At 75.7% G+C, this 11,369-nt stretch carries 11 protein-coding genes; 5 read left to right on the top strand and 6 right to left on the bottom strand.

Going from position 1 to position 11,369, the window contains the following annotated elements:
- The first annotated feature begins 40 nt into the window (after positions 1 to 40).
- Both FMM08_RS02440 and FMM08_RS02435 read left to right on the top strand, forming a co-directional pair.
- The gene (locus tag FMM08_RS02440) at positions 41 to 1,435 is read left to right on the top strand and encodes a DUF58 domain-containing protein (protein WP_147924694.1); all 1,395 of its coding nucleotides are present in this window, start codon (positions 41 to 43) and stop codon (positions 1,433 to 1,435) included.
- A gap of 33 nt (positions 1,436 to 1,468) precedes the next feature.
- Positions 1,469 to 2,080: a TetR/AcrR family transcriptional regulator gene (locus FMM08_RS02435; RefSeq protein WP_187279483.1), complete on the top strand. Its 612-nt coding sequence runs from the start codon at positions 1,469 to 1,471 to the stop codon at positions 2,078 to 2,080.
- Between the two features lie 18 nt (positions 2,081 to 2,098).
- Here the strand turns inward: FMM08_RS02435 and FMM08_RS02430 are convergent, their stop codons facing one another.
- Positions 2,099 to 3,094 (bottom strand): stage II sporulation protein M, encoded by a 996-nt coding sequence (locus tag FMM08_RS02430; protein WP_147924692.1) that lies wholly within the window; start codon positions 3,092 to 3,094, stop codon positions 2,099 to 2,101.
- A gap of 77 nt (positions 3,095 to 3,171) precedes the next feature.
- Between FMM08_RS02430 and FMM08_RS02425 the strand changes: the two genes are divergently transcribed.
- The gene (locus FMM08_RS02425; protein ID WP_222710306.1) at positions 3,172 to 4,002 is read left to right on the top strand and encodes an RDD family protein; all 831 of its coding nucleotides are present in this window, start codon (positions 3,172 to 3,174) and stop codon (positions 4,000 to 4,002) included.
- Positions 4,003 to 4,080: 78 nt separating this feature from the next.
- On the opposite strand, the gene ahcY is transcribed toward FMM08_RS02425, so the two are convergent.
- Positions 4,081 to 5,526, bottom strand: a complete 1,446-nt coding sequence (gene ahcY / locus FMM08_RS02420) for an adenosylhomocysteinase (protein ID WP_147924691.1) — start codon at positions 5,524 to 5,526, stop codon at positions 4,081 to 4,083.
- A gap of 311 nt (positions 5,527 to 5,837) precedes the next feature.
- Between ahcY and FMM08_RS02415 the strand changes: the two genes are divergently transcribed.
- Positions 5,838 to 7,427: a methyl-accepting chemotaxis protein gene (locus tag FMM08_RS02415; protein WP_147924690.1), complete on the top strand. Its 1,590-nt coding sequence runs from the start codon at positions 5,838 to 5,840 to the stop codon at positions 7,425 to 7,427.
- 67 nt (positions 7,428 to 7,494) lie between these two features.
- Here FMM08_RS02415 and FMM08_RS02410 read toward each other — a convergent pair whose 3' ends face one another.
- From FMM08_RS02410 to FMM08_RS02400, 3 genes are all read right to left on the bottom strand, one after another.
- Positions 7,495 to 8,631 carry an SIS domain-containing protein gene (locus FMM08_RS02410; protein WP_147924689.1) on the bottom strand — a complete coding sequence of 379 codons (1,137 nt, stop codon included), beginning with the start codon at positions 8,629 to 8,631 and terminating at the stop codon, positions 7,495 to 7,497.
- A 77-nt stretch (positions 8,632 to 8,708) separates the two neighbouring features.
- On the bottom strand, positions 8,709 to 8,924 hold the full coding sequence (locus FMM08_RS02405; RefSeq protein WP_147924688.1) for a Trm112 family protein: 216 nt from the start codon (positions 8,922 to 8,924) through the stop codon (positions 8,709 to 8,711).
- Positions 8,924 to 10,357 carry a phosphomannomutase/phosphoglucomutase gene (locus FMM08_RS02400; protein ID WP_255471957.1) on the bottom strand — a complete coding sequence of 478 codons (1,434 nt, stop codon included), beginning with the start codon at positions 10,355 to 10,357 and terminating at the stop codon, positions 8,924 to 8,926. Before FMM08_RS02400 ends, FMM08_RS02405 begins: the two co-directional genes overlap by 1 nt.
- 178 nt (positions 10,358 to 10,535) lie before the next feature.
- On the opposite strand from FMM08_RS02400, the gene FMM08_RS23535 reads away from it, so the two are divergent.
- Entirely contained in the window at positions 10,536 to 10,871 is a 336-nt protein-coding gene (locus FMM08_RS23535; RefSeq protein ID WP_255471956.1) for a hypothetical protein, read from the top strand.
- An 83-nt stretch (positions 10,872 to 10,954) separates the two neighbouring features.
- Here the strand turns inward: FMM08_RS23535 and FMM08_RS02395 are convergent, their stop codons facing one another.
- The gene (locus FMM08_RS02395; protein WP_147924686.1) at positions 10,955 to 11,323 is read right to left on the bottom strand and encodes a DUF3499 domain-containing protein; all 369 of its coding nucleotides are present in this window, start codon (positions 11,321 to 11,323) and stop codon (positions 10,955 to 10,957) included.
- Between the last annotated feature and the right edge of the window lie 46 nt (positions 11,324 to 11,369).

Genomic DNA, 11,369 nt, shown 5'->3' with positions numbered 1-11,369 from the left:
CGGTGACCACTCAGGTGACCAGCGCGGTGGGGGTCTCGCCGTGGTGCTGACCGGCCGGTGGGTGCTGCTGGTGGCGGTCGGGGCGCTGCCGGCGGCGCTCGTTCCCGCGCTGGTCCATGCCGGTGGCGGGGGCAGCGGCTGGCTGCCCTGGGCCGGCGTGCTCGGCTGGGCCGTCGTCGTGGTGGGGCTCACGGCGCTCGACCTGCTCCTGGCGGGGTCGCCGCGGTCGCTGTCGGTGCGGCGCGAGGAGACCGGGCCCGTCCGCCTGGGCGAGCGGACCGCGGTGCCGCTGGTGGTGGAGAACACCGGCGCCCGGCGCGTGCGCGGGGCGCTGCGCGACGCGTGGGGGCCTTCGGCGGGCGTCGTCGTCCCCGCGGCGGGTCGTCACCGGTTCGACGCGCCGCCCGGGGAGCGGCGCCGCCTGGTCACCGAGCTGGAGCCGGTGCGCCGCGGCGACCGCGAGGTGGCGGCCGTGGTGGTGAGGTCGCGGGGTCCGCTGGGCGTGGCGGCGCGGCAGCGGACGCTGCCCGTCCCGGGCCGGGTGCGCGTGCTCCCGCCGTTCTCCTCGCGCCGGCACCTGCCGGCGGCGCTGGAGCGGCTGCGCACCCTCGACGGCTCGGCCAGCGTGCAGGTGCGCGGGCAGGGCACCGAGTTCGACAGCCTGCGCGAGTGGGTGGACGGTGACGACGCGCGCTCGGTCGACTGGCGCGCCACCGCCCGGCGCGGCTCGCTGGTGGTGCGCACCTGGCGTCCCGAGCGCGACCGGCGGGTGCTGGTGGTGCTCGACACCTCCCGCACGTCCGCGGCGCGCATCGGGGACGCCCCCCGCCTGGACGCCGCCATGGACGCCGCGCTGCTGCTCGCGGCGGTGGCCGCCACCGCCGGGGACCGGGTGGACCTGCTCGCCGCGGACCGCACCGTCCGGGCGGCGGTGACCTCGCAGCGCCCGCCCGCGCTGATGCCCGCCCTCGTGCAGGCGATGGCACCGCTGGAGCCGGCGCTCGTGGAGGCCGACTGGCCGGCGCTGGTCGCGCAGGTGCGTCGCCGCATGCCGCACCGGGGCCTGCTGGTGCTCCTCACGCCGCTGGAGCCGGCGGCGGAGGCGGGACTGCTGCCCGTGCTGTCCAGCCTCACCGCGCTGCACGCGGTGGTGGTGGCCTCCGTGGCCGACCCCGCGCTGGACGCGATGGCCTCCGAGCGCGGTGAGGGGGGCGCCGCCGGCCGCCAGCGCCCCGGGGGACCAGGACGACGACGGGCGCCGGACGCCGCTGACGCGTACACGGCAGCGGCTGCCGAGCGGACCCGTCTGGAGCGGGCGGCGCTGACGGCCTTGGTGCGGCGCACCGGTGCGGTGGTGGTGGACGCGGACCCGGACCTCCTCCCGTCGCGGCTGGCCGACGCCTACCTGTCGCTCAAGGCCGCCGGACGCCTGTGAGCTGCTGACCACCTCGAGCCGAAGATCACACCGGTGGCGGGCCCGTCCTGCCCGGGTGAGATCGTGGCCCTCGTGGAGCGGCACCGGAGAGCCACGAGGCTGGCCGTCCAGCGCGCTGCTGCGGACCTGTTCGAGGAGCACGGCTGCGAGGCGGTGTCGTTCGAGCAGGTCGCCGCGGCGGCGGGGATCTCCACCAGCGCGCTGCGCCGCTACTGCGACACCGCGGAGGACGCCGCCACCTGCCACCTCGTGACCGCCGCGGGCGACCTCGCCGACGCGGTGTCCCGCCGCCGCGGGGCGTCGTTGCTGTGGGCGGTGCACGAGGGGGTGCAGGAGGTCTTCGCGACGGTCGAGGCCCCTGCTCTGGACCTGCGCCGGATGATCGTCGTGTGCCTCGACCAGCCGCCCCTGACGCGCCGCTGGCTGGCGGCGGGTCGCGAGGGGCAGCTGCGCCTGGCCGAGGTCATCGCCGGGCGGTCCAGCGGCCCGGGCACCGCTGCCGCCGAGGCGCAGGCGGGGGCCGTGATGGCGGCGGTCCTCACCGCCTCGGAGCACTGGGCCCTGGACGGCGGCTCGCTGCCCGGTCACCTGGCGGACTGCTTCTCCGCGATCGAGGTGCTCGACGTGCCGTTCGGGAGCGCCTGAGCGCGCGTCGGGGTGCTGTCAGCCCGCGACGGGCTGGACGGCCTCGCGCTGCTCCTCGCGCACGTCACCGGTCTCACCGCGACGGGTGGCCCGCCGGCCGAGCACGCCGCCGTAGGCGAGGAAGGAGCCCAGCGCCAGGGCGCCGATGCCGATGCGGGCCCACGTGGGCAGGCCGCTCGGTGTGACGAAGCCCTCCACGACCCCTGACAGGGCCAGCACCACCACGAGCCCCAGGGCCACCGTGACCAGCCCCCGGCCCTCCTCGGCGAGGGCACGGGTGCGGGGACGCGGGCCCGGGTCCACGAGGGCCCAGAACAGCTTGAGCCCGGCGCCGGCGGCCACGAAGACGCTGGTCAGCTCGAGGAGCCCGTGCGGGAGGATGAGCCCGAAGAAGAGCGGGCCCTGCCCGTAGCTGATCATCAGCCCGGCGGCGACGCCGACGTTGAGCCCGTTCTGGAACAGCGCCCACGGCACCCAGAAGCCGCTGATGCCGAAGATGACGCACTGGGCGGCGATCCAGGCGTTGTTGGTCCAGACGCGGGCCGAGAAGGCCGCGGCCGGGTCTGCGGAGTAGTACCCGGCGAAGTCGGACTCGACGTACTGGCGCAGCTCCTCGGGCGTGCCCAGCGACGCCAGGACGGCGGGGTCGCGGACGATCCACACGGCCGTGGCGGCGGCGACGACCAGGGTGAAGGCCGCTGCACCCGCCGTCCACCAGCGCACCCGCCACAGCGCCGCGGGGAACGAGGTGGTGACGAAGCGGACGAGGTCCCGCCACGCGGGCTCGCGGGCGCCGGCGATGCGCGTGCGCGCCCGCGCCACGAGGCGCGAGAGGTGGGCGGCCACGGCGGGGTCGCCCCCGGAGGAGCGCACCTGCGACAGGTGGGTGGCGGCGCGCTGGTACAGCAGCACCAGCCGGTCGGCCTGGGCGCCGCTGAGCTGGCGGCGGCGGAGCAGCTGCTCCAGCTCGTCCCACTCGTCGGAGTGCACGGCCGCGAAGGCCTCGGCGTCCACCCGCCCAGTGTGCCGTGCCGGGCAGGCGCCAGACTGCACGCAGCCGCCAGCGGTCGAGCGGCGTGGAGGAGGCAGCGGTGGTGGACCACCCCGACGACGCGCTCGCCCTGCCCCCTGCGCTCGTCACGGGCGAGGCGGTGGAGCTGGAGGTCCGCACGGCGGGCCTGCTGTCGCGGGTGCTGGCGCTCGCCCTCGACGTCGTCGTCCAGCTGGGTCTGCTCCTCGCCGGCTTCTTCGTGCTGGCGGTGGCCACCGACGGCGCCGACGAGGCGACCCTGGCCGCCACCGCCCTGGCGCTGTCGGTGCTCGCGCTGGTGGTGCTGCCGGTGGCCTGGGAGACGCTGAGCCGGGGCCGCTCCCCCGGGAAGGCCGCCGCCGGGCTGCGGGTGGTCCGTGACGACGGCGGCCCCGTCCGCGCCCGCCAGGCGCTGGTGCGCGCGCTGGCCGGCGTGGGTGAGCTGTGGGTCGCGGGAGGCTCCGTGGCGGCCATCGCGTCGCTGGTCTCCAGCCGCGGCAAGCGGGTGGGCGACCAGCTGGCGGGCACGGTCGTGGTGCGCGACCGGGTGCCGCGGCCTCGTCCGCAGCCGCTGCCCCAGGCCCCCGAGCTGGCGGACTGGGCGCGCAGCGCCGACGTCGGCATGCTGCCCGGTCGGCTCGCGGTGGCCGCGCGCACGGCCCTGGCCCGCGCCGACCAGCTGCACCCGGCCTCGCGGGAGCGGGTGCTGGGTGACCTGGCCGCTGAGGTGTCGGCGCTGGTGGCTCCCCCGCCCCCTGCGGGGACCCGGCCGGAGCGGCTGCTGGCCGCCGTCCTGGCGGAGCGGCGCGACCGCGACACCGCCCGGGCGCAGCGGGAGCGCGCCCGTCGCGACGCCCTCCACGACCAGGCGCGCCGGCTCACCGGCCTCTGAGGGGCCGGCGAGCGGGACGACGACGGCGGGCCGCCCCCTTGAGGTGAGGGAGCGGCCCGCCGGGAGCGCGTCAGCGGCTCAGTACTTGTAGTGGTCCGGCTTGTAGGGGCCGGCCACGTCCACGCCGAGGTACTCCGCCTGCGACTTGGTCAGCTCGGTGAGCTTGGCCCCGAGGGCGTCGAGGTGCAGGCGCGCGACCTCCTCGTCCAGGTGCTTGGGCAGCAGGTGCACGCCGGTCGGGTACTCGTCGGGCTTCGTGAACAGCTCGATCTGGGCGATCGTCTGGTCCGAGAACGAGTTGGACATCACGAACGACGGGTGCCCGGTCGCGTTGCCGAGGTTCAGCAGGCGCCCCTCGGACAGGATGATGATCGAGTGGCCGTCGGGGAAGGTCCACTCGTGGACCTGCGGCTTGATCTCGGTGCGCTGCACACCGGGGACGCGGGCCAGGCCGGCCATGTCGATCTCGTTGTCGAAGTGGCCGATGTTGCCGACGATCGCCTTGTCGCGCAGCCCCTGCAGGTGCTCCGCGGTGATGACGTCCTTGCAGCCGGTGGTGGTGATGACGATGTGCGCCTGGTCGAGGACGTCCTCCAGGCGGACCACCTGGTAGCCGTCCATGGCGGCCTGGAGGGCGCAGATCGGGTCGACCTCGGTGACGAGCACCCGGGCGCCCTGGCCGCGCAGCGACTCAGCGGAGCCCTTGCCGACGTCCCCGTAGCCGCACACGACGGCGGTCTTGCCGCCGATGAGCACGTCGGTGGCGCGGTTGAGGCCGTCGACGAGCGAGTGGCGGCAGCCGTAGGTGTTGTCGAACTTGCTCTTGGTGACGGCGTCGTTGACGTTCATCGCCGGGAAGAGCAGCGTGCCGGCGCGCTGCATCTCGTACAGGCGGTGCACGCCGGTGGTGGTCTCCTCGGTGACGCCCTTGATGCCGGGGGCCATGCGCGTGAAGCGCTGGCCGTCCTCGGCCACCGAGCGGCGCAGGGTCTCGAGGATGACGCGGTACTCCTCGGAGTCGTCCTCGCCCGCTGACGGCACCGCGCCGGCGGCCTCGAACTCGACGCCCTTGTGCACGAGCAGGGTGGCGTCACCGCCGTCGTCGAGGATCATGTTGGGGCCGTCCACCCCGTCCCAGCGGAAGATCTGGTCGGTGCACTCCCAGTACTCCTCGAGGGTCTCGCCCTTCCAGGCGAAGACCGGCACGCCCCGGGGGTCCTCCGGGGTCCCGCCCTGCTCCGAGGGGCCGACGACGACGGCGGCCGCGGCGGCGTCGTCCGTGGAGAAGATGTTGCAGCTGGCCCAGCGGACCTCGGCGCCGAGCGCGACGAGGGTCTCGATGAGCACGGCGGTCTGCACGGTCATGTGGATGGAGCCCGCGATGCGGGCGCCGGCCAGCGGCTGCGACGCGGTGTAGCGCTCGCGCAGGGCCATGAGACCGGGCATCTCGTGCTCGGCCAGGCGGATCTGGTGGCGTCCGGCGGGGGCCAGGGAGAGGTCGCGGACGCGGTGCTGCACTGCCATGGGTGGGCCTCCAGAGGGTGTGGCGACGGTCGGGTGCTGCCGCGCGAGGGGGCAGCAGCCGACGATGACCTTGCCGGCGCGGCCCCTCTGGGCCTCGGTCAGCACCGACGCCGAGCACACCCATGGTAGCCGCGCCCACCCGGACGCATCAGCGCGCAGCCGAGGCGGGGCCGTCCCTCCCGTGAGGGCGCCCCAGCCGCTCAAGGTGCGGCGGCAGCGGCCGATCCCTGAGGAGAAGGCCGAGAAGCGCGCCGAACCTCGCGCGGTCGCCCGGCACCGTGCACCAGCGACGTCGCACACCAGGAGCACTCATGGCCCCCGCACTCCGCTTCTTCACCGACAGGTCCCTCAGCGTCAAGATCGGCACCTCCCTGGCCCTGCTGGGCGTGGTGAGCACCGGTCTGACCGTCCTCGCCGTCGACAGGCTCCACGCGCTGGCGGAGGGCGAGCAGCACCTCTACGCCGAGACCGTCGTGCCGATGAGCAAGCTCAACGACCTGCAGCGCTCCTACCAGGGCGACCGGGCCAGGTACGCCTCCTACGACTCCCTCGACGCGGCAGCTCGCGCGGACGTGGTGACCGAGCTCGCCGAGCGCAAGCAGAAGATCGACGCGCAGCTGGAGGACTACGCCACCGTGGCGTCGAGCCCCGCGGCCTACGAGGAGCTCTCGAAGGACCTGGGCACCTACTACGCGGTCGCCACCGAGCAGCTGGTCCCCGCCGCCGACAGCGGGCAGCCCGGCGCCGCGTCGGCGGTCATCACCGGACCGCTTCAGGCGGGTGTCGACGCGGTCATGGACGACATCCAGGCCGAGGCCGACCACAACCGCGAGACCGCCGGCGCCATCGCGGCGAGCGGCGAGGCCACGGCGGTCGCGGCGGAGCGGGCGCTGTGGGCGGCGCTGGTGGCCGGTGTCCTCGTGGCCGGGGCCGTGGCGCTGCTCGTCGTGCGCCGCACGGTGCGGGCGCTGGCCTCGGTGCGCACCGCCACGGAGGCGCTGGCCAGCGGTGACCTCACGGTGGTGCCTCAGGTGCACGACCGCGACGAGCTCGGTGAGGTGGCGACCTCCCTCGCGAGCGCCATGGGGTCGCTGCGCGGCGTGATGGCCTCCGTGGTCGGGTCCGCGGACCGGGTGGCCGCCGCCTCCGCCGACCTGGCGTCGACCACGTCCCGCATCACCGCGGCCGCCGAGCAGACCAGCGCGCAGTCCGACCAGGTCGCGAGCACCGCTCACGAGGTCTCCGCCAGCGTGCAGACCGTCGCCGCGGGCGCCGACGAGATGGGCTCCGCGATCCGCGAGATCGCCAGGTCCACCTCCGAGGCGACCCGGGTGGCCAGCGACGCGGTCACCGCGGCGGAGGCCGCCTCGGGCACCGTCACCCAGCTGGCGGTCTCCAGCCGCGAGATCGGCGACGTCGTCAAGGTCATCACCTCCATCGCCGAGCAGACCAACCTCCTCGCCCTCAACGCCACCATCGAGGCAGCGCGCGCCGGAGAGCTCGGCAAGGGCTTCGCCGTGGTCGCCGGGGAGGTCAAGGAGCTGGCCCGCGAGACGGCGCGCGCCACCGAGGACATCGCCCACCGCGTGGAGACCATCCAGCAGGACTCTGCCGGCGCCGCCACCGCCATCGCGCAGATCACCGACGTGATCTCGCAGATCTCCACCTTCCAGACCACCATCGCCTCGGCGGTGGAGGAGCAGTCGGCCACGACGCAGGAGATGTCCCGCTCGGTGGGCGAGGCCGCCGACGGGGCGCAGCAGATCGCGTCGACCATCGGCGGCGTCACCACGGCCGCGGGCACCACCAGCACGTCGGTGGCGGCGGCGAACGCGTCCGTGGCGGGTCTGGCGGAGATGGCGACGGCGCTGCGCGCCCAGGTGGCGCTCTTCCGCTACTGAGACCTGCTGACACCCCTGCTCAGCCCTGCCGCCCCGCCCACCGCACTCGGTGAGCGGGGCGGCGCTGTCAGCGGAGGGCGTCGCGCAGGTCCGCCACGTGCGGGCTCGAGCCCGGGTCGGTCCCGGAGCCGAGCGCCAGGTAGGTGGCGGCGAAGTCGGTGCGGGCGATGAGCAGCCCCAGCCGCTCCAGCGGGCTCTCACCCTTCACGGACACCTGCGAGACGCGCACCCCGGCGCGCTCGGCGATGTCGACGACGGCGGAGCTGGCGGGCGCCTCCAGCTCGCGCAGCAGCATGAGCCGCAGCTTCGGACCGCCGGGCCCGTCGAGGAAGGGGTCCCTGAAGACGCTGGAGACGTCTCCGCCGTCGCTGGCGAAGGGACCGCCGAAGGTCGCCACGACGTCGCCGGCGTCGTCCGGGAGGGTGCCGGCCAGCGCCGGCACGCGCGCGGAGCGGGCCAGCACCGTGGCGGCGCGGCGCGCGGCCACCGCGGAGACGGGACCGTCGCCCAGCACCACGGGCACCGACCCGTCCAGCTCCACCGCGAGGGCCTTCGCGGGGTTGACGAAGGTCTCCGAGGAGGGGCGGTCCTCGCGGGCCTCCTCGTCGAGGGCGTCGGCCAGCGCCGCCAGCTCCGACGGGCCGGCGCTGAGCAGGCCGAGCCTGTCGAAGGCCAGCAGCACGGGCGTCAGCAGCGACCACAGGGCGGTGCGGGTGGTGGGCACCGCCACGGCGTCGCGGCCCGGTGACGGGGTCTCGACGTGCAGGCCGCGCACCTGCTGGCTGACGCGGGCCAGCGCGGAGCCCTCGCGGGAGACGGTGAGCACGCGCGCGCCGCGCCGTCCCGCCTCGGCCACCACGGGGATGGCCGGGCTGTGGGACCCGGACAGCGAGACCGACACCACCATGTCGAGCGGCCCCACCCACCCGGGAAGGACGTCTCCGGTGCGCGCGATGACGGGCACCGGGGAGGCGGCGCCGGCGAGCGCGGTGACGGCGTCGGCCACCACCTCCGAGCCGCCGCGGGCGGCCACGAGCACGGCGCGCGGCCGGTCGGAGGGGTCGAGCCGGGCGATGCCGCTCTCGAGGGCGTGGTCGGTGGCGCGGCGGACCTGGGCGCCTGCCCCGGCGAGCGCGCGCAGCACGCCGAGCGGGTCACCGGCCTCGAGGCCGGCGGGGTCGTCGAGGAGGGCTTCGTCGATCATCGCGGCATCACGCCCCCATCATCCGACGTCCCGCCACCGCCGCGGGGCGGGACTGCCGACGAGGCCCGTCGGCGGCGTCAGCCCAGGGGGACGGCGTCGTCGACGAGGAGCACCGGGACCCCGTCGATGACGGGGTAGGCCACGCGGTGGCCGGCGTCGGTGCAGGCCAGTCCCGCGACCTCGTCGGCGAGCGCGACGTCGCGCAGCTCGGCGTGGTCGACCGGGCAGCGCAGGAGGGAGCGGACCCACTCCTCGCGCCACGGCTCACCGCTGCCGGCGGGGGCGCCCGCCATCAGGCGGTCCCGCCGCGGACCTGGGACAGCACCTCGTCGCGCACGCGCTCCATGGTGGCAGTGTCCGCCCCCTCGGCGTTGAGGCGCAGCAGCGGCTCGGTGTTGGAGGGGCGCAGGTTGAACCACCACATCGGGCTCTCGCCCTCGGGCGAGGAGACGGTGAGGCCGTCCATGGTGTCGACGACGCCGCCGCGGGCCTCCCAGGTGGCGCGCACCGCGGCCGTGGTCCCCGCGACGTCGGTGACGGTCGAGTTGATCTCACCGCTGGCGGTGTACGGGTCGTAGTCGGCCACGAGCGCCGAGAGCGCGCCGGGCTGCTCCCCCAGCGCGGCGAGCACGTGCATCGCGGCGAGCATGCCGGTGTCGGCGCCCCAGAAGTCCTGGAAGTAGAAGTGCGCGGAGTGCTCGCCGCCGAAGACGGCGCCGGTGCGGGCCATCTCGGCCTTGATGAAGGAGTGGCCGACGCGGGTGCGCACGGGCACGCCCCCGGCGGCGGCGATCTGCTCCGGCACGGCGCGCGAGCAGATGAGGTTGTGCAGCACCGTGGCGCCGGGGGTCTTGGCGAGCTCGCGCAGCGCCACCATCGCGGTCACCGCCGACGGGCTCACCGGCTCGCCGCGCTCGTCGACGACGAAGACGCGGTCGGCGTCGCCGTCGAAGGCCAGGCCGATGTCCGCGCCGTGCTCCACGACGGCCTTCTGCAGGTCGACGAGGTTGGCGGGCTCCAGCGGGTTCGCCTCGTGGTTGGGGAACGTGCCGTCCAGCTCGAAGTACATCGGCACGACGTCGAGGGGCAGCTCCGGCAGGCCCGCCTCCGCGCCCAGGACGGCGGGGGCGGTGAGCCCGGCCATGCCGTTGCCGGCGTCGACGACCACCTTCAGGCGGCGCGAGCCGGACAGGTCCACGAGGGAGCGCAGGTGCGCGGCGTACTCGGCGAGCATCGCGCGGTCGCTGCGGGTGCCGGCCGCGGCGGCGGGCGGCAGCTCGCCGGAGTCGAGGTACTGCTGCGCGAGGGTGCGCACGTCGTCGAGGCCGGTGCCGGTGCCGACGGGCTTGGCGCCGGCGAAGCACATCTTGATGCCGTTGTAGGCGGCCGGGTTGTGGCTGGCCGTGAACATGGCGCCCGGCGCGCCGAGGTGCCCGGAGGCGAAGTAGAGGCCGTCGGTGGAGCACAGCCCGATGACCAGCACGTCGCCGCCGCGGTCGTTGACGCCGCGCGCGAAGGCGTCGACCAGCACCGGGCTGGTGGGACGCATGTCGTGCCCGATGACGAGGGTGCCTCCGGGCTGGCCGGTGCGGCCGGCGACGCCGAGGACGTCGGCGGCGGCGGCTCCGAGGGCGTGGGCCGCCGTCTCGTCGAGCTGCTCGGGGGCGAGGCCCCGGACGTCGTACGCCTTGACGATGGTGGCCAGGTCGATCCGCTGGGTCGGCACGAGCGGGAAGCGTAGCCACGCCGAGGCCGCGAGGAAGGCCCAACCGCCCGGAGGGGCGCCCAGGAACCCCTCAGGGAGCAGTGCGCTGCGCCGATGGGATGAGTGCCGCAGCGCCCCCACCAGCGCGCCCAGCCGCTCACGAGCGGCGCACCCTGGCCTTTCCCCGCCGAGGAGGACCGTGGTCCAGCCCACCAGCACCAGCTCCACCACCACCCTGCCCCCCACCCCTGTGAGCACCGCCCCGGGCGGGGGTGCGGCCAGCCCGGCGGGTGCTCCCCGCCGTCGGCGCCGCCAGGCCGCGGCGCCCCAGCCGCTGGGGTCGCTCCTGCAGGTCGCGTCCGCGCGACCGGCGTGCCCGGCGTGCGGCGCCGAGCAGCTGACCGTCCTGTCGCTGGTGCTGACCGACGGCACCGCCGTCCGCTTCAGCTCCTGCCGCGGCTGCGAGCACCGGCAGTGGGACGCGCAGGACTCGACCCTGAGCATCAGCGAGGTGCTGGAGCGCAGCCGGGGCTGACCCGGCCGGCGTCAGACCCCAGACACGGCGGAGCCCCGTCGAGCGGTGCGCTCGACGGGGCTCCGCCGTGTCTGGGGGGGGCGTCAGTCGCGCAGCACCCGCAGGTGCCCGCGCCGACCCGGGCCGCTGCCCGCGGCGGGACCCACGGACACCGGCTCGCGCACCTGCACCGGCTCGGGAGCCGGGCGCGCCGCCTCGCGGACGGCGTCGGCGAGGGCCAGCAGGTCGTCGTGGCTCTGCCGGTGCTCGTAGGCCTCCGGCTGCAGCCGGACCACCTCCCACCCGCGCGGCGCGGTGAGCCGCTCGGCGTGGGCCGAGCACAGGTCGTAGCAGTGGGGCTCCGCGGCCAGCGCGAGCGGCCCCAGCACGGCCGTGGAGTCGGCGTACACGTACGTCAGCGTGGCGATCGCGGGAGACCCGCACCCTGTCCTGCTGCACCGTCGCGACGCCATGACCTGACGGTACTCCTGCCCGCTGCTCCGGTCGGGTATTCGCCAC

The sequence above is a fragment of the Quadrisphaera setariae genome (assembly GCF_008041935.1).
Taxonomy (GTDB): Bacteria; Actinomycetota; Actinomycetes; order Actinomycetales; family Quadrisphaeraceae; genus Quadrisphaera; species Quadrisphaera setariae.
Note: the sequence above shows the minus strand (reverse complement) of the source record. Positions and strands in the feature narration are given on the sequence as shown.